The organism is Sorangium sp. So ce321, from assembly GCF_051530195.1.
Taxonomy (GTDB): Bacteria; Myxococcota_A; Polyangia; order Polyangiales; family Polyangiaceae; genus Sorangium.
Window position 1 is genome coordinate 1117022 of sequence record NZ_CP150329.1, and the last position, 24278, is coordinate 1141299.

Below are 24278 nucleotides of genomic sequence, written 5' to 3' on the forward strand. Positions count from 1 at the left end.
GGCGCGGCGCCTCACCCCGGCTCGTTGAGCTCGTCGTCCACGTCCGTTGCCTCCTCCACGTCGGTCGCGTCGTTCACGCCGGCAGGCGCCGCGCTGTCCGTCCTGGTCCGCTGGTGCAGCCACGCCTCCGGCCGGTCGGCCGGGTAGACCCGCAGCGAGCCGTCCGCCGGGCCGAGCAGGTCCTCCACGCGCGCCGCGCCCACGATCCGCTGCGCCGCCATCAGCCCCGAGACCGAGGCGCCGGCCACCCCGTGGCTCAGCGTGCTCGCGCCGCACTGGTACAGCCCCGGGATCCTCGTCCCGATGCTGAACGACAGCGGGCCGAGCTGCCACGGCGTCTTGGCCGTGCCGTAGGCGGCGCCCCGGTACGACGCGCAGTAGAAGTCGTTGGTCAGCGGCGTCGCCACCGCGCGAAACGCGAGCGCGCGGGAGATGCCGGGGATGATGTGCTCGGCCGCGGCGATCACCTGATCTCCGAGCGACTCCTTGAGCTCCTCGTAGTCTGCCCCTCGCTCGCCCGTGCGGGTCTCCTTCCAGCGCGCGAACGGGGCGTGCGGCACGAACGTGAACATCTCGATCGTGTGGTGATCGCCCCGGGTCCTGTGACCCGGGTCCTTCAGCGTCGTGATGGTCAGGAACAGGCCGTCCACCTCGCCGCGCGGCAGCTGGTACTCCATGCGCTCGTAGATGCGGCCCACGTCCTTCCCGCGGTACCACCAGTAGTTGCCTGAATCGTAGCCCATCGACCGGAGGTCCATGTCCACGGCGCAGAACACGCTGAGCAGGCTGGTCGAGTACTCCGTGCGCCGGATCTTGCGGCGCTCGCGGGCGGTCAGCTCCGGCGGGAGCAGCTCGCCGTAGGTGATCGCCGGGTCCGCGTTCGAGATGACGTTCGCCGCCCTCAGGATCTCGCCGCCTTCCAGCTCGACCCCGGCCGCCCGCCCGCGCTCGACGAGGATCCGCCTCGCCCGCGCGCGCATCCGGACCTGCCCTCCGAGCCGCCGCAGCGCCCTGGTCATCGCGAGCGGGATGCGCTTGGCGCCGCCGCGCGGGTAGTACCCGCCCTCGAGGTAGTGGCAAAGGATGCTCGCGTGGATCGGCAGCGCCACGCGCGACGGCGCGAGGCCGTGGTCCCCCCCCTGCGCGGCCAGGAACGCGCGCAGCAGCGGATCGCGGATGGTCGAGTCCAGCAGGTCTTCCTGGGTGCAAAGCCCCCAGCGCGCGAGGCTCGGCGCCTTGAACGGCAGGAGCAGCACCTTCGGGAACTCGAGCATCGTGTCGAGGCGCGCGAGGTCGTCGCTCAGCCCGCGGATGACGCGGAAGTACCGCGCGATCCCCGCGGCCTCGTGCGGGAACCGCGCCGTGAGCCGGGCGAGCAGCCGCTCGAAGCCCTTCGGCACGTCGAACCGCTCGTCGCCGACGATCAGGTGATCGAGGCCGTCCGGGTTGAGCTCGCAGAACTCGAGATCTCCCGAGAGGCCGAGCCCCTCGTAGAGCCGCCTCACCGCGCCGCCGGGCCCGAGCTCGCCGATGTAGTGCACCCCCGGGCTGAACAGGTATCCATTCAGCGAGAAGCTGTGGGTCCACCCCCCGGGGAGGTAGTGTTGCTCGACGACGGTCACCTTCTGCCCCGCACGCGCGAGCGCGAGCGCGGCGGTCAGCCCCCCGGGCCCCGATCCGATGACGACGGTGTCCGCGTCCCTCATGTGTCCCCCCTCGGACTCTGATGCTCCGAGGAGGAGCTCGGCTGCGCGCCTGCCCGCGCGCACACCCGCCGTCGTCGCGCGGCGCCCTCTCTGCTCCTTCTCCAGGTTGACGCAGCCGGGCGGCGAGGCGGCACGGAGCGCGCGCCGGGCCCGACGTCGCCGTGAGGCCGCTGGCCCGTGCCCTCGCCTCAGGTACCGCCGTCTGGCGGCGCTCCGGCGTCGGGCGGCGCCCTGTCTGCCTTCTCCATGTTCGTGAGCGGCAGCGGGCACACGACGGGCACGGCGCGCGCGGGCGTCTGCGCCGACTCGCGCATGCACGTCTTGCCCGTCAGTCGGAGGCGCTCGCCCACCTGGAGGTCGGGCGGGCACGTGACCGTCTGGGATGCCGAGACGAGGTCCCCGTCGATCCAGAACAGCTCGCAGCCGTCGTCCGTCCGCCGCAGGTGGTAGTACCGCGTCGGGCGTCGCGGCGCCGGCGTGCCCTCGGCCGCGAGCGCGGCGCCCGCGTCGCCCTTCCGCGCGTCAGCGCCCTGGCTCCCCGCCTCGCCCTGGCACGCCGCGGCCCCGCAGAGGAGCGCGGCCGCCGCGGTCGTCAGAAAGAGGGCCAGTCGGCGATGTGACGTCGGCGGCGGCATGGGGGGCGCCTTCCGGACCGGCCGAGATCACCGGCTCGGGAAGAACATGATGGCCATCTTCGTCAGGAAGAAGTCGGCGATCAGGATGGTGATCGACGTCACCACGACGGTGCGCGTGGTCGCGTGGCCGACGCCCTCCGTTCCACCCCGCGTGATCAGGCCGAAGTGGCACCCGACGAGCGCGATGATCGCCCCGAAGAAGGGCGTCTTGTACATCCCGCTGAAGTAATCCATGAACGTGACGGAGCTGAGCGCCGTCCTCAGGAAGAAGCCGGCGGGGATGCCGAACTCGGTCGCGCAGATCAGCATCGCCCCGCCGAAGCCCAGCACGAGCGCCATCGCGCCGAGCACCGGCATCACCACGATGCTCGCGAGCAGCCGGGGCAGGACGAGCTTCTTCACCGGGTTGGCGCCGAGGGCGCGGATCGCGTCGATCTGCTCGGTCACGGCCATCGACCCGACCTCGGCCGCGATGCCGGCGCCGATGCGGCCGCCGACGATGACCGCGGTCAGCGTCGGCGCGAGCTCGCGCGAGAACGACAGGCCGATGATGCGGCCCGTGTACTCCATGCCGCCGAACTTCTGCAGGCCGATGGCGAACTGCACCGCCATGACCATCCCGACGAACAGCGCCGTCACGGACGCGATGGCGGCCGAGCGCACGCCGAGCGACTCCATCTGGTAGATGGTCGAGCGGATCTCGAGCGGCCGCTCGAACAGGGCCCTGACCGCCCCCCAGGTCATCCGCCCGAACTGCCCGAGGTGCTCGACGAACCCGACGGCCGTGTCGTTGATCTTGGCCAGCAGGGGAGGGAGCGGCGGAGGTGCCAGGCTGTTCGGTGCCAGGCTGTTCGGTGCCAGGCTGTTCGGGGCGAGGCTGTTCGGTGCCAGGCTGTTCGGGGCGAGGCTGCTCGGGCCCTGGCCGGTCGAGGAGGACGGCGGCGCCTCCGTGGTCCGTTGGGGCGTCCGTTTGGGCTCAGTGGTCATCGGCCGGCAGGGTCGAGAAGCCGCGGACCATCCGCGTGAACGCAGGTTCGCCGGCGGCGTAGCGGGCGGGATCTGCAATGAGGAGCATGTCGTATACGCAGCCGTTCTTCTTGAGCACCCAGATGTCGAACACCTTCGGCACCCCGTCGAGCTTCGCCGAGAGGACGGTGTGCATCGCCTCGCGGCCGTCGAACGGGACGACCTCTTGCTTCAGCACCTCGCGCTCGGTGAAGTGCAGGAAGAGGTGGTTGGTCAGCGAGATGAGCGGGACGTCCTCCTCGTTCCGGCAGCGACCGTTCAGGGCGATGGTCGCCCCGTTCGCGTCGTCGCGGTACGCCACGGCGGCGTCGGACACCGAGATCTGCCGCCAGCTCGCCGGCGCCGCGGGCACGCGGAACGCCACGTCCTGGCCGCGGTAGACGGTCCCGTCGAACGACGGACCTCCGCAGCCGGCGAGCGCGAGCGCGAGGAGCCAGGCTCGGCGGGCCGCTGTCGCGGTCGCAGAACCGGCGGCGGTGGGGCGCCTTCGGAGGGGTCGTCGCATCGCTGCGGGCCGACGCTATCACGCTTTTGCATCATGGGCGAACCACGAGCGCCCTGGCCATTCCATCGAGGTTCGCCGCCTGCCCGCGCGCCGTCGCGCCGTCCGGCGCCCACCGCGCGGCGCGTCCGCGCGCCCCTTACCAGCCCCAGGGATCTCGCCGTCGCGGCGGGTCCCACGGCGCGGCGCGGCGCGGGCCGGCCGACGAGCGCCGGGGCGTCGCTCGCCAGTGTTGCCAGCGCTCGTGCTGGCGCGGGGAGCGCCCCACCATGAAGAGGCGCACGAGGAAGAGCCCGGCGACGAACCCCCCGAGGTGCGCGAAGAACGCGACGCCGCCGCTGCGCACGCCGATCGAGCCGAGCCCGTTCAGCAGGTTCACCACGAAGTACTCGAGGATGACCAGCCACGCCGGGAGCTCCAGGAACAGGCCGAAGATGAACCACAGGAGGAAGATCGGGTTCAGCACCGTGATCGGCGAGCGCGGGTAGAGCGACGCGTACGCGGCCAGCACGCCCGAGATCGCGCCCGAGGCGCCCACCATCGGGATCGTCGAGCCGGGGTCGATCAAGATCTGCGCGCCCGCGGCCGCGACGCCGGACAGCACATAGAACGCCGCGTAGCGGAGGCTGCCCAGCGCGTCCTCGACGTTGTCGCCGAAGATCCAGAGGAACAGCATGTTCCCCCCGAGGTGCGCCCACCCCGTCGGATCGTGCATGAACATGCTGCTGAAGACCGTCCACCACGCGTCGACCGGCTCCCGGAGGAGCTGCAGCGGGACGAGGCCCCACGCGCCGAGCAGCCGCTCGGGCGGCAGCCCGGCCGAGATCATCGACCGCATCCAGAAGAAGCCGAGGAGGTTCAGCGCGATCAGCAGGTAGTTGACGACCGGCACCTTGCGGGTGGGCAGTTGGTCACGGACGGGCAGCATCGCGTTTTACTTAAGCACGCGGGGCCGTGACAGCATCCGCCTGCCTTGATAGACCCGGGGCGATGTCCGAGCTGCGCCTGCACGGCACGCTGAACCGGAAGCTCGCCCCGCTCGTCCTGCGGCGCCCCGATGGCCTCGTCGTCGGCGTGGTCGAGCCCGAGCGCCGCGCGCGTCGCCTCGGCGCGCCCCTCGCCCGGCTCGCCGCGCTCCCCGGCCCGTCCGGCGAGGGCGCCGCGCCGGCGCTCCGGGAGCGGCTCGCCGCGCAGGGCCGCGCGCGCGGCGACGCCCTCCGGCGGGAGCTCGCGAGCGACCGCATCGAGGTTGCCGGCTGTCCTACCGGTACGACATTCCGGGTGAGCGTTTGAGGCGCCCTGCCGCGACGCGCTGCCCGGCCGCCGCCGGCCACTGCACCAGTGGACGAAAACGGCTGGGAGATCTAGGTTTCGGCACGATGCGGGCCGTCAGCGGCCAGCATCCCTTGCATCTCTCGCAGCCCAGAACGATGACGGACGACCATGGCTCGTGATCTCTACTCCGTGCTCGGCGTCTCGCGCGATGCGGACGAGGACGCCATCAAGAAGGCGTTCCGCAAGCTCGCGATGAAGTATCACCCGGACAAGAGCCCCGGGAAGGCCAACGAGCAGAAGTTCAAGGAGATCAACCAGGCCCACGAGGTGCTGAGCGACAAGACGAAGCGCGCGCTCTACGACGAGTTCGGCGAGGAGAGCCTCTCGCAGAACTTCGATCCCGAGCGCGCGCGCGCCTACCGTCGCTACGCGAACGCCCGCGCTGCGGGCGGGGGCCGCGGCGGCCCGGCCAACTTCGACGTGCAGGAGATCTTCGGCAACGCCGCCGGCGGCGGCGGCGACTTCAGCGACATCCTCGGCGACCTCTTCGGTCGCGCGCGCGGCGGCGGCGGCGGCGCGGGCCGCCGCGGCCAGCCGATGCGCAGCCGCGGCGGCGATGTCGAGCAGGACCTCACCATCGATTTCGTGTCGGCGGTGCGGGGCACGACGCTCCAGCTCCAGCGCGCCGACGAGCCGGAGCCCGTGACGGTGCGTGTCCCCCCTGGCGCCGCCGAGGGGAGCCGCCTGCGCATCCGCGGTCAGGGCAGCCCGGGCGTGGGCGGCGGCGAGGCGGGCGATCTGCTGCTCAACATCCACGTCACGCCGCACCCGTTCTTCAAGCGCGAGGGGGACGATCTCCACCTCGACGTGCCCGTCACCCTCGGCGAGGCGTACCGGGGTGAGAAGATCCGCATCCCCACGCCCGACGGCGAGGTGACGCTGAAGATCCCGGCGCGCACCCAGACCGGCCAGGTGATCCGGCTGCGCGGCAAGGGCATCGCCCGCAAGGGCAAGGAGCCGGGGGATCTCTACGTGAAGTTCCTCGTGCACGTCCCGACCGTCGACGACCCCGAGGTGGCGCAGGCGATCGATCTGCTCGACGGCAAGGTGGATGCGCCGCGCGGCGATCTCAGGTTCTGAGCGCGAGCCGGCCTCACCGCGGTCGTTCGCGATCGTCGCGGCGGCCGTCGCGCTCACCGCGTGCACCGCCGCGGCGCCGCGCGCTTCCGGGCCCCCCGCGCCGCCCGCCGTCCAGGCTGCGCCCGTCCGGGCGGCCGCGCCCGCGCCCGCCGTCGCCTCGCTCGGTGCGCGCGAGCCGGCCGCCCCGGTCGCGCCCGCCGCGCCGGCCGCGCCGGCCGCGACCGCCGCGCCCCCACCCGCCGCGACCGCCGAGGGCGGCGCGAGCAGCGCGAGCAGCGCGAGCAGCGCGAGCGACGCCAGCTTGCGGCCCTCGATCGAGATCGAGCCGCCCTACAAGCTCGGCCAGCATCCCGTGCCCCGCGGCCAGGCCGAGGCTGCGGAGCGGGACCGCTGGAACGCCGGGGGCAGGGGAGATCCTCCGGCGCCGCCGCCCGCGGCCGAGGGGCACCCGCTGCCGCGGATCATCGTGGACATCGTCAAGGTCAAGGGACCGCTCAAGGCGCGCGAGGTGGAGCGCATCGCCCGGCGGCAGCTCTGGATCCACGTGTACTCGTGCTACCGGCTGCGCGCGTACCGGGATCCGTCGCTGCACGGCGAGACCACCGTGCGGCTCACGGTGAGCCGCGCGGGCAAGGTGACGGGCGCGCGCGCGACGGCGTCCACGCTCTCCGCGCCGGACGTCGTCTCGTGCCTCGCCGAGCGCGCGAGATCGCTCTCGCTGCCCAGGGCCAAGGCGGGCTCCACGGTGGTGGCCACGCTGCAGGTCTACCCGGGCGACGATCCGGTCGAGCCTCCGCCGTCCGTCCTCGCTCCCGGCCCGGGCGATCTCGAGCCCGAGGCGATCTCGGCCGCGGCGGCCGAGGCCCTGCCCGCGTGGCGCAGCTGCTACGAAGCGGCCCTCGCGGGCGCGCCGGAGCTCTGGGGCCGCCTCGCGATCCGCTTTCATGTGACGGACAGCGGCGCCGTCGACGAGGCCTTCGAGGTCGAGTCGCGCTTCCCGGACGAACGGCTCACCCGCTGCGTGCTCCGGCGCGCGCGCGCGATGACGTTCCCGGCGCCTGCGGGCGGCGACCTGCGATTTGTGATGCCGCTCCGTCTTTCGCCCGACCTGCCGCGCCCGGATCGCTAGCCCGTCCGCGCGCGCGCCCCTCCCGGCGCGCTCCCCCCGGTGCGAACGCTCACAGCGCATGCACGGCCAAGGCGGCCGCGCAAGCGAACTGTGCCGCGAGAAATTGCGCATTGGAGTCTATGTGCAACTTTTCAGTGGGGGAGGAGGCTCAGGTAAATGGACATCTCACCGGGCACCATCGTTGGGGGGAAATATCTGCTGGAGCGGCAGCTCGTGCGTCCTGGCGCGCGGGTCGGGCGCGACCGAGGCTCGGTCTGGGTCGCGCGCGACCGGCGCGATCGTCAGCTGGCCGCGCGCGTCGCCCTCAAGCTCTTCTCCCCCGACCAGGCTGGCGCCACGGGGGACCTTCTCCGGATCGAGCGCTGCGTCCGCGCTGCCGCCGGGCTCGCGTCGCGGCACGTCGTGCGCGTGCACGACCACGGCATCGAGGACGGCGCGCTCTACCTGGCGATGGAGCTGCTCTCCGGCGAGGATCTCGCGGCGCGCCTGCTCCGGCGCAGCCGCCTCTCGCTCGAGGAGGCCGCGCGCATCGCCGTGCACGCCGGGGACGCGCTGCAGCGCGCCCACGCCGCGGGCTTCCTCCACCAGAGCCTCCGGCCGGAGAGCCTCTTCCTCGCGCAGGAAGGCGGCGAGGAGATCGTGAAGGTGCTCGACTTCGCGCTCTCGAGGCCGATCGCGCCGCGGCTCGTGGGCGAGGTGGCGGAAGAGGTGAGCGCGAGCCCGCTCCACTACCTCAGCCCGGAGCAGATCAGGTCGGAACGGACCCTCGATGCGCAGACCGATCTCTGGTCGCTGGCCGCCGTCCTGTTCCGCGCGGTGACCGGCCACCTCCCGTTTCCAGGCGACATCGCCAGCGTCGTCGCCTCGAAGATCCTGCTCGCGCCGGCCCCCTCGGCGACGCAGCTCGTGCCGCGGCTTCCGTCCGCGCTCGACGGCTTCTTCGAGAAGGCGTTCTCGCGCGACCGAGCCCGGCGTTTCCGGTCGGTGGAGGAGATGGTCGACTCGTTCGTCCGCGTCGCGGAGCTCGCGCCGCCTCCGTCTTCCGGTCTGCTGCGTCCGCCCGCGCCGGCGCGTGTCCCCGGGGTGGCGACGGGGCGAGCGCTCGCCGCGGCGCTCGCGCGATCGAAGGCGGAGGCCGCTGGCGCTCCCGCGGGGCCTGAGTCTGCGCTCGCGACGCCGATCGCTGTCCGCAGGACGGCCCCGGACACCCAGCTCAGCGCGGAGAGCTCCGATGTGCCGCGCGGGAGCGACGCGCCGCCCGCGCGCGGGCGGTGGTTGATCCCGGCCGGCGTCCTCGCGGTGCTCGGCGTGGCGACGCTCGCGACGACCTCGCGTCTGGAGCGCCCGACGCTGGCGATGACGGCCGCGACCGGCGCCAGGGCGGCCGTGCTCGCGGCGTCTCTTGGCGCCGTCGGAGTCGAGGCGCCGCACCCTGCGCCCGTCGCCTCCACCTCCGCTTCCTCGCGGCGCGCGCCCCTCGCGTCACCCCAGCGCAGCGCCCGTGCGGCGGTGCTGGCGCCGCCGACCTCCGCGCTGCCTCGTCCGGCTCGGCACGGCTCCCCTGCAGCGCCGGCCGCCACGAGCGGTCGCGTGCGCCACAGCCTGGTCAGCGACTGAGCGGCCGCGGCGAGCGCCCGCGCATCGGCCGCGGCGAGCGCCCGCGCATCGGCCGCGGCGAGCGCCCGCGCATCGGCCGCGCGCGACACCAGGGACGGCCGCGCACCGCGGCGACGCGCTACGCGTCTCGGACCGCGCCGTCCTCGGCGGCCTTCTCGGCTGCGGCCCTCTTCTCCTCGGCGAGGTCGTGCGCCTTGCGTGCGTCCTGCGCCGCGCGGATCGCCGACAGCGGCCCGCGCGCATCGCGGCGCGTCCGAGCGGCCTCGGCGCGGGGCTCGCTCCCGTCCCCGACGCGCGCGCCGGTCATCAGCTCGAAGTACCCCGAGTCGATCCACACGGCGCCGAGCGCGCGCGCGATCTCCGCGCCCTCCAGCCCGAAGTACCCGATCGCGCCGCCGTAGACCCACCGCGGGCCCACCTCGAGCGCGCGGCTGATGGCGCTCGCGCGCGCAGCGGGCGCGCCGATCGCGCTGCCGCCCGAGAAGGCGGCGCGCAGCGCGGCGACGGGTGACGCGTGCGACACGTCGGCCACGCGCTGCCCGGCCGACGGCTCCCGTTCGATGCGCACGAGCGTCTCCCCCGACGCGCCCGCGATCGTGAGCCCCGGCGCGAACGGCGACTCCGCGAAGTCGAGGAAGTAGTGGTGCGTCGACGGCGCGAGCAGCCGCAGCGCGCGGTACACGTCGAACGGATCCGCGCCCCGGAGCGGGGCCCGGAACCTGCGGGCGAGCACGACCTCCTGCGCCTCGCCGGCCGCGATGCGCTCGCGCGCGGCGGCCACCTTCGCGGCGTAGTCCTCGTCCGTCACCGGCGTCTCGAGGTGCTCCGGCACGGCGTCCGGATCGAGCGCGGGCAGGCTCTGCTGCTCCGGCCCGTGCGCCAGCTCCCAGGCGCAGCGGTTCACGGCGCCCTGTGACCGGCCGGCGATGGTCATCGTCTGCGCCGCGCTGTCGAACACGACGACGGTCGCCTCCTTCATCACGCGCCCGAGGTACGTCTCCTCGGGCCACGGCTCGATGCCCATGAGCTGGTGCACCGTATCGTAGGAGAGGAAGCCGACCCACGACTGGCAGATGCGGGCCGCGAGATCGCCCGATGCGTCCGGCGCCCCTGGCTGCCCGAGCTCCTCCGCCAGCGTCGCGAACGGGTCGTGCCCGCTCGGGAGCAAGGTCTCGGAGCGCGCCCGGTACCCGAGGATCGCGTGGCGGCCCCAGCGGTCGCCGGAGACGGCGGACTCGAACATGAACGACGAACGGCCAGGCGACTGGGCGCGGAGCGCGGCGTAGGCGCGGACCGGCGTGATGTGATCGGCCGGGAGGGTGCGAGTCACGAGGGAGCTCATCGCGGCCCAGCCTACACGACGTTGCGCCGTCCGGCGAAGGAGGGCAATGTTCCTGGCACCTCACGATGCGAAGCGCGCTCGCTCTCTCATCGCTCCTCTGTCTGGCCGCCTGCGGCGGCGTCGACCCTGCTCCGGAGGGCGCGCGCACCACGGTCGTCTCCCTGCGGAAGATCGACTGCGAGGAGTGCGGCGCCGAGCTCGTCGCGGATCTCCGCGAGCGCCCCGGCGTCTACTCGGCCGCGTTCGACAGGCGCCGCGCCGAGCTCGCCGTCACCGCGTCGCCGTCGTTCGATGTCACCGGGACGGTCAAGCAGCTCGCCGCCGGCGAGGGGTTCGAGGCGGTGCTCGGCGGCGGCAAGGGCGAGTACCTCGGCTGGGCGACGTACCCCGAGGGGGCGGACGCCCGCACGATCGCGGACGGCGGCGCCGACATCCCGGATCTCGGCGCTCAGGTCGTCCGGGGGAAGGTCACGGTCATCGACTTCGCGGCGAGCTGGTGCATGCCGTGCCGCAAGCTCGACGCGCACATGGCCAAGGTGCTCGATGTCCGGCAGGACGTCGCCTACCGCAAGCTCGACATCGTCGACTGGGAGACCCCGCTCGCCCGGCGCTACCTGAAGCAGGTCTCGAAGCTGCCTTACGTGATCGTCTATGACACCAGCGGCGCGCAGGTGGACGCGATCGCGGGCCTCGCGATCGACAAGCTCGACGCGGCGATCGAGCGCGCCGCGCGGCGCTGAACCGGGCGGGGCGTCTCTCCCGCGCGCGGGAGACAGCGACGTCGGAGCCGAGCGTGTGCCGGGGAGATGGTGATGTCGGAGCCGCGCGCGGGCCGGAGAGATGGCGACGTCGGAGCCGCGCGCGGGCCGGAGAGATGGCGATGTCGGAGCCGCGCGCCCGCGCGCGGCGGCTCTGACATCGCCGCTCGTCGGTCGACGAGCTCAGTAGTGGCCGAAGAGGTCCTGGATGCGCGACTCGAGCGCGACCGCGATCTTGTAGAGCGACGAGATGGACGCCGACGACTCGGCGCGCTCGATCTGCGAGAGCAGCGACACGCTGAGCCCGGTGCGGCGCGCCATCTGCTTGAGCGTGAGGTCCTTGTCCTTGCGCAGGTTCCTGATCGTGTCGCCGATGACGCGGTGGAGCTGCTCCTCCGGCGTCCGCGCGAGGCCCTTCTTGCGCATCACGCGGGCGAGCACCTCGCGGAACTCGTCGACGTTGAACGGCTTCTTGATGTAGTCGACCGCGTCGAGCTTCATAGACGCGACGGCGCTCTCTAGATTGGGGAAGCCGGTGAAGATGACGACGGCGATGTCGTTGTCGACCTTGCGAATACGCTTGAGCACCTCGATGCCGTCGAGCTTCGGCATCATCAGGTCGAGGATGATGAGGTGGTAGCCGCCCGCGCGGACCTCGTCCTCGACCGTCGTGGGGTCGCCCAGCGTCTTGACCTGATAACCGTCGCGCTCGAGCAGCGTCTGCATGTAGTCACAGATCGCCCGGTCGTCGTCGACGATCAGGATACGTACTGCGGGAAGCTCAATTGCCACCTGTTCCTCCTCTCACGACCGGTGCTGCCGGCCGTCCTGATCCGTTCTGGAAGGGGCCGCGTGGGCGGTCCCTTGCTCGACGTTGCCCGAGCAGCGGGCGAGGACCTCACCGGCGCCACAGGGGCCTCGCTCTCTGCAATGTCTCGGCAACATCGGGATTCCAGTGACACTTTAACACGGCCTGAGCAAGGTGGGGACGGGAGTTTTTTCTTGCGATCCACCGATTCCTGGCCTCGTGAAACGTCCGGGGCGACGGGCGCAGAGGCTGGTGAATCTCCGGGGTTTGTCGCGTGCGGTGTGCTGGGGGGCGTGTCGGTGCGGCGCGAGCGCGGGGTGTGTTGGCGTGCCCTTCGCGATTTCATCTTGACAAGAGGCGCGCTCTTGGCGATGTTGCGCGCCCGCTGTACAGCGGGCGTTGCTCTCGCAGCAGCGTACGGGGCGTAGCGCAGCCTGGTAGCGCACTCGGTTCGGGACCGAGGAGTCGGAGGTTCAAATCCTCTCGCCCCGACTACTTCTTCGACACGCCAGCAGGTGGAATCATCGCAGGGCGGCCCTGGCCGCCCCTGCGGCCCTCCGGCTGGCTCCTTGACCACCCACTGCGATGCGGCGCTTGCCGGCGGGGCTCACCGCCGTCGCGACGGCGCCCTGGCCGGGCGCCGTTGCCTGTCCGAGCGCGCCGCTCGTTCGAAGGCCGTGGACCGAGCGATCCCTTGCTGGCCGACTGCGGTCCCTGGGCGCTGGCGCGGTTGGCTGCGCGGAGCCGCGCTCGTTCGAGGGCGGCAGGCCCGGGGAGCCCTTGCTCGCCCGCTGCGGTCCCTGGTAGCCGGGGCGGTTGGCTGCGCGGAAGCGCGCTCGTTCGAGGGCGGCCGGGCAGCCCGGCACACCCTCGCGTCATGCGGACCGGGATCACCCCTGGCCGGCGCGACGCAGCCCGCCGCTACCCCGTGCGTCCCGCCAGGTTGGCGATCACCGCCGCGAGCTCCGACGCCTCGATCGGCTTGGGCACGTGCGACTGGAACCCCGCCAGCAGGGCGCGCGTCCGGTCCTGCGCGCTCGCGTACGCCGTCAGCGCCGCCGCCGGGATCCGCCCGCCGTGCTCCGGGCTCTGCGCGCGCAGCCGCCGGATCAGGCTGTAGCCGTCCTCCCCGGGCATCCCGAGGTCGCTCAGGATGACGTCGGGCTTCTCGCGCGCGATCGCCGACAGCGCCTCCTCGACCGTCGCGACCGCGGTGATGCTCGCCCCCTTGCGCTCCAGCACCGTCGTCACGAGCTCCCGCGCGTCCGGCTCGTCGTCCACCATGAGCACGCGGACGCCCTGGAGCGTCGGCTCCGACTCGGCCGCGATGCTGCTCAGCCCCTCGACCTTCCGCAGCGCCGCGATCGCGCCGCGCGGCGCGAGCGGGATGTCCACCGTGAACGTCGCGCCCTTGCCCTCGCCCCCGCTATCTGCCCGCACGGTGCCGCCGTGCAGCTCGATCAGGTGGCGGGCGATCGCGAGCCCGAGGCCGAGGCCGCTGTGCGGCCGCGTGCTCGTGCTGTCGGCCTGCCGGAAGCGGTCGAACACGTACGGGAGGAACTCGGGGACGATGCCCTGGCCGTTGTCGCTCACCTGGATGCGGGCCAGCCCCTCGGACTTGACGAGCTGGATCGACACCTTGCCGCCGCGCGGGGTGAACTTGATCGCGTTGGACAGGAGGTTCCACACCACCTGCTGCAGCCGCGTCTGGTCGCCCGAGATCGGCCCCGCGTTCGGGTCGAGCTGCACGGCGAGCTCGATCCCCTTCGCGTCCGCGCCGTGGCGGACCGCGTCCATGGCCGCGTTGATGATCGGCGGCAGGTCGATCAGCATCACGTCGAGCCGCAGCTTGCCGGTGATGATGCGGGAGGCGTCGAGGAGATCCTCGACGAGCTGCGCCTGGAGCGTGCCGTTGCGCTCGATCGCCTCGAGCGCGCGGACGTGCGTGTCCGGCTTCAGCGAGCCCTGCCGGAGCATGCGCGCCCAGCCGAGGATCGCGGTGAGCGGGGTCCTGAGCTCGTGGGAGAGCGTGGCGAGGAACTCGTCCTTCGCGCGGTTGACCTGCTGCGACTCGCGGTAGAGCTGGGCGTTGTCGAGCGCGAGCGCGGCGAAGTTGCAGAGCTCCTCGGCGAGCGCGAGGTCGTCGACGCCGTAGCGCCGGCCCGGCTCGGTCGAGAGCAGCGTGATCGCCCCGCGCGTCCGGCCGCGGGCGCGCAGCGGCACGATCATGGCCGAGCGGACGCCGAGCTCGCGGAGCAGCGCGAGGTAGGCCGGATCGTGCGCGCCGGACCAGCACTCGTCGTCGGGCTGGAGCGGCGCGCTGCGCTGCCACGCCGCGCCCTCGACCTCGGGGAGCAGGAGCGACTCGCCGCACCGGAGCACCGCGTGCACCGCGCGCGGCACCTCGGGGTCGGTCGGGTAGCGGGCCGAGAGGTCCCTCCCCAGCGCCTGCTTCGTGTTGCTCGCGTGCACGGCCGCGAGCCGGGTCAGCGAGCCGTCCGGCTCCACGATGTCCACCAGCGTCGTGTCGGCGATGTGGGGCACCGCGAGGCGCGCGACGTTGGCCAGGGTCGTGTCGTACTCGAGCCCCGACAGCGCGAGCTGCCGGCTCGCCTCGCCGATGAAGTACCGGCGCTTCTCGGCGAGCCGCTTCTCGGTCACGTCCCGGAAGACCAGCACGAGCCCGACGAGCTCGCCCTCGTCGCTCCGGATCGGCGCGCCGCTCGAGTCGATCGCGAGCTCCGAGCCGTCCCGGCGCAGGAGCAGCGTGGTGTCGTCGAGCCCGATGATGCCGCCGTGGCGCAGCACCTCGGTGACCGGGTTGTCGAGGTCGTCGCGCGTCTGCTCGGAGATGACCCGGAAGACCTCCGAGAGCCGCCGGTCCCTCGCCTCGTCGAGCGACCAGCCGGTCAGCTTCTCGGCCACGGCGTTCATGAAGTCGATCCGCCCCGAGCCGTCGGTCGAGATCACCGCGTCGCCGATGCTCTTCAGCGTCGTGGAGAACTTCGTCCTGCTGACGTTCAGATCGGCTTCGAGCTGCTTGAACTGGGTGATGTCGGCGAAGATCGAGACCGCGCCGAGCAGCTCGCCCTCCGGCGAGAGGAGCGGCGCGCAGCTCCCGAGCATCATCCCGTGGGTGCCGTCGAACCGCTGGAAGTGGACCTCCTCCGCGGGCACGGTCTCCCTGCGCGTGAGGCACCGCGCCATCGACCAGTCCTCGGCCGCGAACGGCCGGCCGTCGGGGTGGAACGCGCGGTAGCGCCCCCAGCCCTCGACGTTCTCCGCGGTGGAGCTGCCGGCCCAGATCCGCTCGGAGGCGCGGTTCTGGAGGATCAGCTTGCCCTGGGCGTCGGAGACGATGATGCCGTGCGGGCTCTCGCTGAGGAGCGCGTCGAGCAGCCCGCGCTCGTGCCTCGTGATCGCGCGCAGCCGCTCGACCTCGCGCCGCAGCGCCTCGATCTCGGTGTCGATCGGCGGCACCGACGCCGCGAGCGGCGTGAGCTCGAAGGAGGCGCTCGCGGTCGGGTCGAGGCTCGCGATGGCGCGATCGATCTCGACGACCGCTGGGCCGATGAGCCGTCGCTGCTCGGCGGCGCTGGCCGCCTCGTACAGCAATGCCCGGGCCTGAGCGAGCGCCGTGACGATCGGGATGTCCGAACGTTCGGGCATGGCGTCTAAGGGATCCCACGGCAGCCGGACGCGAACAAGATGCTATGCGAGCGACCTGACACGGAATTTACGTCGCCTGACGTGGACTTCTTGCTGGACGGACTCTTCCGGTGGGCCGGGGTACCCTCCGCGCCCCGTGAGGGGAGGGCCGGGGGCACCCCGGCGGAGCTGCCGCGCGAGGCTCAGCTCCGCGCTGCCTGGATCTGCTTCACGAGCTCGGGCACGGTCGCGAAGAGGTCCGCGACCAGGCCGTAGTCGGCGACCTGGAAGATCGGCGCGTCGGCGTCCTTGTTGATGGCGACGATGACCTTGGAGCCCTTCATGCCGGCGAGGTGCTGGATGGCGCCCGAGATGCCGACGGCGACGTAGAGCGACGGCGCGACGACCTTGCCCGTCTGTCCGACCTGCAGGTCGCTGGCGGCGTAGCCGGCGTCGCACGCGGCGCGGCTCGCGCCGACGGCGGCGCCCAGGACGTCGGCGAGCGGGTCGAGGACCTCGTTGAAGCGCTCCTTCAGGGCGCGGCCGCCGGAGACGACGACCTTCGCCTCGGCGAGCTCCGGGCGCTCGCTCTTCACCTGGTCGAAGGAGACGAACTCCACGCGCTCCGCGGCGGCGCTCGGCGGGACGACGGCGACCTGCTCGAGCGGCGACTTCCCGCCGGCGGGCTCCGCGGCGGCGAACGCGCTCTGCCGGACGCTCACGACGTGGACCGGCGTCGCGACGGTGCAGATCCCGTACGCGTTGCCGGCGTACATCGGGCGCTTGTACTTGAGCGTCGAGCCCTCGGCGAGCAGCTCGGAGATGTCGCTCGCGAACCCTGCCGCGAGCCGCGCCGCGACGCGCGGGAGCAGGTCCTTGCCGTAGGCGCTCGCGGTGCCCACGACGACGGTGTACCCCTTCGCCGCCGCGACGACGGTCGGCACGTAGCGCTCCGCGACGTAGTCCTTGAGCGCGCCCGACTCCGCGACGAGCACCTTGGCGGCGCCGAGCGTCGCTGCCTCCGCGGCCGCGTCGCCGACGGCGTCGCCGATCACGAGGATCGCGTAGCTCCCGCCGAGCGCCGCGGCCGCCTGGCGGGCGAACGTCACGGCGGAGTGGGTCGTCTTCTTCAGCTTTCCTTCGGCGGCCTCGGCCACCACGAGAACGTCAGCCATGATCCCTCCTGGTCCTCAACCGGTATCTTCGACCCTTGCGGTCCGTCAGAGGACCTTCGCCTCGTTCTTGAGGCGCGTGACGAGCTCACCGACGTCCTTCACCTTGATGCCCGCCTTGCGCGCCGGGGGCGGCTGGAACGCGTGGTACTGCACCTTCAGCGCCTGGTCCGCGGCGAGATCGGGGAGCTTCACCTCGGCGAGGGGCTTCTTCTTGGCGGCCATGATCGCGGGGAGCGCCGCGAAGCGCACGCCGTCGTTGTACTTGAACGCGGGCGCGGTCTTCAGCGAGTAGACGCTGGTCGGCGCGACGATGCGGAGGTCGACGGTGACGACGGCCGGCAGGCGCACGCGCAGCGTGGAGACGCCGCCGTCGACCTCGCGGCCGACGAGGAGCGCGCCCTTCTCTTCCTTGATGGTCGCGGCGAACGTGGCGAGCGGCCAGTCGAGCAGCTCGGCGAGGACCTGGCCGACCTGGTTCGAGTCGCCGTCGACGGCCTGCTTGCCCATGAGCACGACGTCCGGCTTCTCGCGCTCGACGAGCGTCTTGAGCGCGCGGGCCACGAGGTCGCCGTCGAGCTTGTCGTCGGTGACGTCGACGCGGATCGCCTTGTCCGCGCCGGTCGCGAGCGCGGCGCGGAGGGTCTGCTCGGTCTCCTTCGGCCCGAAGGTGACGACGACGACCTCGCCCGCCCGGGTCTTCGGCGCCTTGCCGTCCTCGGTCAGCCGCAGCGCTGCTTCCAGGGCGTACTCGTCGAACGGGTTCGGCTTCCACTCGAGCCCGGTCGTCTCGATTTTGTCCCCTGACGCAGGGATCTTCACCTTGTTCGCGTTATCCGGATCGGCGACGCGCTTGAGCGGAACGAGGATCTTCACGGCTCGGTGGCTCCTGTTGCTGTGTGGTAACGCAGAGCGTAGTCCGCCCGGGCGGGGGCGCGCTACGCGACAGACGGGCCGGCGGACCCATGCGTGTGGACCCGGCGAGCCCGACTGGAATAGCACGGCCGAGGCGGAGGAATCCGGTCATGGCAGCCCCGACGTGGTGCGTCAAGCGACCGCGGCGGTTCTGCTGGGATGAATGGATGTGCTGTGAGGGGGCTCGCGGTGGGGAAGGGAGGGTGGTGAGCCGTTGTGAGGGGCCTCGCGGCGGGGGGAGGAATGGGTGCGATACGTTGCGAGAGGGCTGCTGGCGGGGGCGTGACGGATGCGATCCGTTGAGAGGGGCTGACGGCGGGGGGATGTGACGGATGCGATCCGTTGAGGGGGGCTGACGGCGGGGGTGCGTGACGGATGCGATCCGTTGAGAGGGGCTGACGGCGGGGGTGCGTGACGGATGCGATCCGTTGAGAGGGGCTGACGGCGGGGGTGCGTAACGGATCGAGTTCGTCATGAAGGCTGGGGGCGGGGGGTGCGCAACGGATCGAGTTCGTCATGAAGGCTGGGGGCGGGGGTGCGCAACGGATCGAGTCCGTCACGAAGGCTGGGGGCGGGGGGTGCGCAACGGATCGAGTCCGTCACGAAGGCTGGGGGCGGGGGGTGCGTAACGGATCGAGTCCGTCACGAGGCTCTGGCGGAGGCCGCCACGTCAATCCACGCCGACCTCCGACGCTTCCTCGTCGATCGCGGGCTTGCCTGAGCCGCCGGCGTCGGGCGGCGCGCCGCCTTCCGCCTCGGCCTCGTCCTTGCCGCTCGAGCGCCGGCGCTCGGCTTTGGCGGCCTCCCGCTGCAGCGGCGCGAGCAGCCGGCGCGTCGTCTCCGCGTCGGCCGCCTCGAGCTCCAGCATCTGGAGGACGCTGCGAACCACCTTGATCCAGCGGTTGCGCGCCCGGAGCTGTCCGCCGCGCGAGTCGGCCGTGTCCGGCCTGTCCTGCGCCTCCAGGTGGACGCGCTGCGCGTCGAGCTTGCCGAGCTCGTCGCCCGCGGCGAACCACGCCTGCACCGCCTTGAGCAGGTTGCCTCCTGGCGTCGGCAGCGCCTTGAGCGCCGCCTTCGACTCCGGCGTCAGCCGGTCGCGCGCGAGCTTCACCTCGCCCGCCTCATCGCTGTAGCTCGCCGAGATGAACCTGAGCCCGTCCGTGAACAGCTGATCGCGGATCTCGAGGTAGATGGCGGCGTCCTCGGGATCGTCGGCCAGATCGGCAAAACCGGTGAGCACCGCGTGGGCGCCGCGGGCCTTGCGATCGTGGACCTGATCGATCGCGACTTGCCTCTGCTGGATCTCGGTGAGCTCGTCGTTTGTCTTCTTCTGCCTGCGGTGTGACTTCAAGACGCCGTCGTGCGCGGCCTCGATATCGTCGATGAGCGGGGCGCACCGCTTCAGCGACGCGAGGCGCGGCCTTTCGCGCTCCGGGTCGAGCCACGCGGCCGTGATCTGAACCATCTGACGAGGAGAGAGGTCTTTGAGCGCCATGGTGCCTCCTTGGTTGTCCTCCGGCGACGCTCGCCGGGGAATGCACCACCGGTCAGGGTCTCAGGCCGAGCGCTGTCTGTGAAGGCCGCTCGCTCGACGTGAATGTGCCCTCTCCACCATCACTGCGGCAGTTTTTCCGCCGGCTTGTACCGCGGCCGTCCGCCGCCGCCAGCCAGCCGTCGTGCCGCCTCGTTTGCTGGCTCCCGTATCGCGTCGACGGTGCAGCCTGCCCGTCGCCCTACGGCCGTTCGCTCGGCGGCGGCGTATCGACATCGCTGGCCCGCAGATCGCCCCGGAGCCGTCTCCGCAGCTGCTCGTCCATGCGCAGGGCGTACTTCTCGTGGACGCCGAGCTCCGCGGCGACCTTGGCCCAGGAGAGGTCCTGCCAGTACCGGAGCTCGATGAGGCGCGCCTCACGCTCGTCGAGGCCGCGGAGCGCCGTCCTGAGCGCCTCGAGCGCCCGGGCGCGCGTCATGGCGTCTTCCGGGTGCGCCCTGAGCCGCTCGCCTGTATCCGCGACGAAGCGCGCGAAGACGAGCTCACGGCACTGGGCCTTGAGCTGGTTCAATGCATCGGCATCGTCATCGCCGAACGGGTCGCTCTCGTCGCGCATCGACTCGGCGGCGTCGAGCGCGGCGTCGAGGCCGGCGCGCCGCTGCGATGCCTCGCGGGTGAGCAGCCTGATGACGGCGCCGGCGACCCTCTTCCAGGCATAGACGCTGAACGGGACGCCGCGCGTCGCATCGTATCCCGGGCTGGCCTCCAGGAGCGCCTGATAGGCCGCCTGCTCGCAATCCTCCAGGCCCTCGGGCGTCCGCACGCCATGGACCCGCGCTGTCGTCCGCGCGACGTGGCGGGCCATCGGCAGCGCCTCCAGCACGCGCTCGTGGTCCGGGTGAGGTGGAGGCGGGCGCTGGCTCCGTGTCACCGCCGCCCACCGAAGGTCCCGTCGCCGGGCTCCACCGCCGCCGTATTCGCCATCGACCCTTCCGCGCCTGCGCCCTCACGGGCCACCTCGCCGCTCTCGGACAGGACAGGAGGCCTCGCCCGCAGGCGGTCGTAGAGCGGCGCCGCCGCTGGATGCGTCGTGATGAAGACCGTGAGGAACCTGCGATAGTCCTCGATCTCCTCGGGGGAGAGCGCCCCGAGGTAGGGACCGAGCGCGTCGTCGAGGCAGGACGCCAGGAGGGGATCCTCGCCGTCGGCGCTGTCCAGGTCGTCGTGCTCGGAAGGGTTCTGCGTCATGGTGACCTCGCGTGGCGGGGCCCGCGCGCGGTGCGGGGCCCTTTCTTCTCTCAAATCACCTTCCGCGGGCCGGTTCGGACAGAGAAAGCGACGCGCCGGGGTCGTTTGTTGCGCCGCCCGGGGCGCGGCGCCAGCCCGCACGGTTCGGGAGCCGGCCGGCGCGGGTCGGGGGGCCCGTGTCCGAGCCTTCCGTTGCTCGGCAACTACTTGAGACCGCATCGCTTTTCAAGAATCGGCAGCGCCGGTGCGTTTTCTTTGTCCGAACCGGCCCCGAGCTCGTGATTTCCACTTCAGGAGACCCCGCCGGTGGCACGCCGCACGTCAGACAGCTCAGGGCACCTCGGCGACGGGGCGGACGCGCTGGAAGGCACGCCATACCGGGCGCTCCGGGCGCTCGGGCGCGGGGGCATGGGGGAGGTGATCGAGGCGGAGCACCGCGCCCTCCGGAAGCGGGTCGTGGTGAAGCTCGTCCGCCGCGCGCTCGCGCACGATCCGCGGTTCGCCGACCGCCTCCGGGTCGAGGCGCGGGCGCTCGCGGCGGTCTCGTCGCCGCACGTGGTGGCCGTCCTCGATCTGGGGGAGACGCCGGCAGGCCATCCCTACTTCGTGATGGAGCGGCTCGAGGGGACGACGCTGGGGGAGGAGCTCGAGCGGCGCGGCGCGCTGCCGGTGGCCGAGGCGATCGAGCTGGTGCGGCAGGTGCTGGCCGGGCTGTCGGCGGCGCACCGGGTCGGGCTCGTGCACCGCGACGTGAAGCTCGACAACGTGTTCCTGTGCGCGCCGGGCGCGGCGGCGCCGGGCGGCGCCCGGGTGGCGAAGGTGCTGGATTTCGGCGTCGCGAAGGTGCTGGATCGCGGCGTCGCGAAGGTGCTGGATCGCGGCGTCGCAAAGCTGCTCGATCGCGGCGTCGTCGAGGGCGCGGCGAGGGTGCGGTCGCCGCTCCCCGTGCCGGGGCCTGCGTATCCGACCGAGGCCGGGCTGCTGGTCGGGACCCCTCGGACGGCCTCGCCGGAGCAGGCGCGGTGCCAGCCGGTCGACGCGCGGGCGGACGTGTATGCCGCCGGGTTGCTGATGTATACGCTTCTGGTGGGGCAGGGTCCGTTCGCTCACCTCGACGGCGCGCTGGAGGTGCTGGAGGCGCACGTCCGGGAGGCGCCGTGCCCGCCGTCGCTGCGCGCCGCCCAGGCGATCCCGCCGGCGCTGGACCGGGCCGTGCTGAAGGCGCTGGCGAAGCGGCCGGAGGAGCGGTTCCAGAGCGCCGAGGCGTTCGCGGAGGAGCTCGGGCGGATCGCGGCGGGGCTGGCGGGGGCGGAAGGGAGCGCGGGGGTGGCGGGATCAGGGGGAGCAGCGCCGGTGCCAGGTGCGGCGGCCGGCGGAAGGGTTGGCAGAGGGGAGGCGGCGGCAGCGTGGGAGCCGGAGATCGGGGCGTGGTTCGAAGCGATGCCGGCCGGCGCTGGCGGGGCAGGGGCTCGCGCACACGGGTCAGCGGACGCGGGGCAGGCGGAGGAGCCGGTCGACGGGCGGCTGTTCGCGGCGCTGACAGCGGCGAGCACGGTGGTGTTCTCGCTGATCGCGGCCCTGGTGCTGCGCAGCCTGGGGATGTGGTGATGGGGCGGGAGGCGCTGAAGGCCGGGGACGTGTTCCTGGACTACCGGATCACGGAGGTGATCGACGCGGGTGGGATGGGTGAAGTGTACAAGGCGGTGGAGGACTACTCGGAAGACGTTGTGGCGATCAAGTGCATGTCGCCGCGGCATGTGAAGAGAGAGGACTTCGCGATACGGTTCCGTCAGGAGTGCCGGTTTTATCCAAAGCTGAAGCACCCGAACATCGTGAGGATGAGGAAGGCGGGCGTGTCGCCGGCCGATGTCGCGTACATCGTGATGGATTACCTCGAGGGGCGGACGCTGAGGAAGCTGCTGAACAAGGCGTACCGGCTCGATTTCCTGAGCGCGATGCACGTGATGCTGCAGGTGGCGGACGCGATGACGTTCGTGCACTCGAAGGGGATATGGCACCGTGACCTGAAGCCCGAGAACATCATGGTGGGGGCCAAGGAGGAGGCGAAGGGGCACGTGTGGCTCCTGGACTTCGGGATAGCGAAGTTCGCGGACGGGGGGATGAACACGGACGACCTGCCGGACGTCGGGACGGTGAGGTACATCTCGCCGGAGCAGGTGAAGATGCTGTACGCGACGTCGAGGAAGGCGGAGCGCCCGAAGCCGGACGGGCGCACGGACATCTACGCGTTCGGGGCGATCTTCTACGAGGTGCTGACGGGGAAGCACCTGTTTTTGGACGACAGCGAGCCAGCGACTGCGGAGGAGACGCTGACGGGGCACCTCGTGGCGGCGCCGGAGCCGGTGCACGAGATTGTGCCGGATTGCCCCGAGTTCGTGTGGCCGGTGGTGTCGCGGTGCATCGCGATCGACCGAGAGGAGCGGTATGCGAGGTTCGATGAGGTGGCGCGGGACCTTCGGTCGCTGCTGAGGGACACGGTGCCGGCAGGGCACGTGCTGGCGCGGCGGCTGGCGCAGGAGCGGATGAAGGCGGAGCGGCAGGCGGCGTTCGCCGGGGTGGAGCTGGAGGACAGCGCGCCGACGGCGGGCGAGGCGGGGGAGGAGGAGACGGACGAGGCGCGGGCGCGCGGTGAGAGCGAGGGGGGCGGGATGGGGCGAGCGAGCGGGGAGCGGGAAGAGCAGAGGGCGCGGCGGGTGGTGCACGGAGAGACGGCGCCGCTGGAGCAGTTCGTTGCGCCGGCGAGCCCGCTGCCGTTCGCGCCGGCGTCGCGGGAGCCGGCGCGTGTGCCGCGCGGGCGCGGGGTGGGGTACACCGAGCCGCTGCCGTCGATGCTGCCGCCGCTGAGGCCGCGGGAGGCGACCGCGAGGCTGGCAGGGACGTGGGCGGAGAGGATGGCGCCCCGAGGAGGGCCGCCGCCGCTGCGGGAGGTGAGGGCGCAGGCGTACGCGGAGCCGCCGCCGCTGCGGGAGGTGAGGGCGCAGGCGTATGCCGGGCCGCCGCCGCTGCCGGTCATGGAGTCGCAGAGGGCGGCACCGGCGCCGCTGCCGGTGATGGAGACGCCGAGGGCGATGCCGCCGCTGGAGGTCGCGGCGCAGCACGTCACGCCGCCGTTGGCGCTGATGGGAACGCAGCGAGCGGCATCGGCGCCGCTGCCGGCTGCAGCGCCGCCGCCAGCGCCGAGCGCGGTGACGGCACCGAGCGCTCGACCGGCGGGGTCGTTGCAGACAGAGACGCCGGCGGCGATGATCGCACAGCCGCGGCGAGCGATGCGCGTGTACGTGCTGGCGCCGCTTTTGGCGCTGGGGATCACGGTTGTGGGCGTGGGCGCGGCGCTGGGGATCCGAGCGATGAGCGGCGGAGCATCGGAGCCGTCCACGGGAGAGCCGGCGGCCTCCGCGGTGCCGGCCGGGAGCGTGTCGATGAGCGGGACGTCCGCGGCGAGCACCGCTGCGCCGGCGCCGGTGGCGGTGCCCGCAGCACCGGCGCCGGAGGCGACGGCGAGCGCGGCGAAGGTGAGCGCGGCCGAGGAAGCTGCGGAAGCCGGAGCACCTGGGAAGGCCGGGCCGGCTGCGGAAGCCGAGGCGCCTTCCAAGGAGCAGCAGGGGGCGAAGGCGCCACCGGGGAAGGCTGCGCTGGTGAAGGCTGCACCTGCACCTGCGGAGGCGGAGGACGACGAGGACATCTACCCGATGCCGACGCGGCAGAAGCCATCGTTTCTGCGGGTGCTGTCCGAGCGGCGGAAGCAGGCGGCGCCGGGGCCGAAGGCAGCGCCTGCGAATGCAGGGGGCGCGAAGCCAGCAGGCCCGTGCCCGGCCGCCGGGTGCAGGCCGTTCTAGTCGCTGAG

General features: G+C 72.4%; 20 protein-coding genes and 1 tRNA gene. 8 read left to right on the forward strand and 13 right to left on the reverse strand.

Annotation, left to right across the window (positions count from 1 at the left end; all coding sequences use genetic code 11):
- Positions 1-11: 11 nt before the first annotated feature.
- The 5 genes from WME89_RS04290 to WME89_RS04310 form a co-directional block, all read right to left on the reverse strand.
- On the reverse strand, positions 12-1706 hold the full coding sequence (locus WME89_RS04290; protein ID WP_438007986.1) for a phytoene desaturase family protein: 1695 nt from the start codon (positions 1704-1706) through the stop codon (positions 12-14).
- Positions 1707-1894: 188 nt separating this feature from the next.
- Positions 1895-2341, reverse strand: a complete 447-nt coding sequence (locus WME89_RS04295) for a hypothetical protein (RefSeq protein ID WP_438007987.1) — start codon at positions 2339-2341, stop codon at positions 1895-1897.
- Between the two features lie 27 nt (positions 2342-2368).
- Entirely contained in the window at positions 2369-3328 is a 960-nt protein-coding gene (locus WME89_RS04300; protein WP_438007988.1) for an MlaE family ABC transporter permease, read from the reverse strand.
- Complete coding sequence (locus WME89_RS04305) at positions 3318-3872, reverse strand: hypothetical protein (RefSeq protein WP_437653875.1); 555 nt, start codon at positions 3870-3872, stop codon at positions 3318-3320. The genes WME89_RS04300 and WME89_RS04305 overlap by 11 nt, the downstream gene beginning before the upstream one ends.
- Positions 3873-4008: 136 nt before the next feature.
- On the reverse strand, positions 4009-4797 hold the full coding sequence (locus WME89_RS04310) for a rhomboid family intramembrane serine protease (protein WP_438007989.1): 789 nt from the start codon (positions 4795-4797) through the stop codon (positions 4009-4011).
- Between the two features lie 62 nt (positions 4798-4859).
- Between WME89_RS04310 and WME89_RS04315 the strand changes: the two genes are divergently transcribed.
- From WME89_RS04315 to WME89_RS04330, 4 genes are all read left to right on the forward strand, one after another.
- A complete protein-coding gene (locus WME89_RS04315) occupies positions 4860-5162 on the forward strand; it encodes a hypothetical protein (protein ID WP_438007990.1) in 303 nt (100 codons plus the stop codon).
- A gap of 150 nt (positions 5163-5312) precedes the next feature.
- Positions 5313-6284: a DnaJ C-terminal domain-containing protein gene (locus tag WME89_RS04320; RefSeq protein WP_438007991.1), complete on the forward strand. Its 972-nt coding sequence runs from the start codon at positions 5313-5315 to the stop codon at positions 6282-6284.
- Complete coding sequence (locus WME89_RS04325) at positions 6256-7413, forward strand: AgmX/PglI C-terminal domain-containing protein (RefSeq protein ID WP_438007992.1); 1158 nt, start codon at positions 6256-6258, stop codon at positions 7411-7413. Before WME89_RS04320 ends, WME89_RS04325 begins: the two co-directional genes overlap by 29 nt.
- A 156-nt stretch (positions 7414-7569) precedes the next feature.
- Complete coding sequence (locus WME89_RS04330; RefSeq protein WP_438007993.1) at positions 7570-9030, forward strand: protein kinase domain-containing protein; 1461 nt, start codon at positions 7570-7572, stop codon at positions 9028-9030.
- A gap of 118 nt (positions 9031-9148) precedes the next feature.
- On the opposite strand, the gene WME89_RS04335 is transcribed toward WME89_RS04330, so the two are convergent.
- A complete protein-coding gene (locus WME89_RS04335; RefSeq protein WP_438007994.1) occupies positions 9149-10360 on the reverse strand; it encodes a chorismate-binding protein in 1212 nt (403 codons plus the stop codon).
- A gap of 77 nt (positions 10361-10437) precedes the next feature.
- Between WME89_RS04335 and WME89_RS04340 the strand changes: the two genes are divergently transcribed.
- Positions 10438-11112 (forward strand): thioredoxin family protein, encoded by a 675-nt coding sequence (locus WME89_RS04340; protein ID WP_438007995.1) that lies wholly within the window; start codon positions 10438-10440, stop codon positions 11110-11112.
- A gap of 201 nt (positions 11113-11313) precedes the next feature.
- Here WME89_RS04340 and WME89_RS04345 read toward each other — a convergent pair whose 3' ends face one another.
- On the reverse strand, positions 11314-11922 hold the full coding sequence (locus tag WME89_RS04345) for a response regulator (protein ID WP_436625099.1): 609 nt from the start codon (positions 11920-11922) through the stop codon (positions 11314-11316).
- A gap of 434 nt (positions 11923-12356) precedes the next feature.
- On the opposite strand from WME89_RS04345, the gene WME89_RS04350 reads away from it, so the two are divergent.
- Positions 12357-12430, forward strand: a tRNA-Pro gene (locus WME89_RS04350).
- A gap of 429 nt (positions 12431-12859) precedes the next feature.
- Here WME89_RS04350 and WME89_RS04355 read toward each other — a convergent pair.
- From WME89_RS04355 to WME89_RS04380, 6 genes are all read right to left on the reverse strand, one after another.
- Positions 12860-15607 (reverse strand): ATP-binding protein, encoded by a 2748-nt coding sequence (locus WME89_RS04355; RefSeq protein WP_438007996.1) that lies wholly within the window; start codon positions 15605-15607, stop codon positions 12860-12862.
- 182 nt (positions 15608-15789) lie between these two features.
- Entirely contained in the window at positions 15790-16761 is a 972-nt protein-coding gene (locus tag WME89_RS04360) for an electron transfer flavoprotein subunit alpha/FixB family protein (protein WP_438007997.1), read from the reverse strand.
- Positions 16762-16806: 45 nt separating this feature from the next.
- Positions 16807-17634 (reverse strand): electron transfer flavoprotein subunit beta/FixA family protein, encoded by an 828-nt coding sequence (locus WME89_RS04365; protein ID WP_438007998.1) that lies wholly within the window; start codon positions 17632-17634, stop codon positions 16807-16809.
- 709 nt (positions 17635-18343) lie between these two features.
- Positions 18344-19168, reverse strand: a complete 825-nt coding sequence (locus WME89_RS04370; RefSeq protein WP_438007999.1) for a hypothetical protein — start codon at positions 19166-19168, stop codon at positions 18344-18346.
- 238 nt (positions 19169-19406) lie between these two features.
- On the reverse strand, positions 19407-20096 hold the full coding sequence (locus tag WME89_RS04375; RefSeq protein WP_438008000.1) for a sigma-70 family RNA polymerase sigma factor: 690 nt from the start codon (positions 20094-20096) through the stop codon (positions 19407-19409).
- On the reverse strand, positions 20093-20413 hold the full coding sequence (locus WME89_RS04380; protein ID WP_438008001.1) for a hypothetical protein: 321 nt from the start codon (positions 20411-20413) through the stop codon (positions 20093-20095). The genes WME89_RS04375 and WME89_RS04380 overlap by 4 nt, the downstream gene beginning before the upstream one ends.
- A 306-nt stretch (positions 20414-20719) precedes the next feature.
- Here WME89_RS04380 and WME89_RS04385 point away from each other — a divergent pair, with 306 nt between their 5' ends.
- A complete protein-coding gene (locus tag WME89_RS04385; protein ID WP_438008002.1) occupies positions 20720-22021 on the forward strand; it encodes a serine/threonine-protein kinase in 1302 nt (433 codons plus the stop codon).
- Entirely contained in the window at positions 22021-24270 is a 2250-nt protein-coding gene (locus tag WME89_RS04390; RefSeq protein ID WP_438008003.1) for a protein kinase domain-containing protein, read from the forward strand. Before WME89_RS04385 ends, WME89_RS04390 begins: the two co-directional genes overlap by 1 nt.
- The last annotated feature ends 8 nt before the right edge of the window (positions 24271-24278 follow it).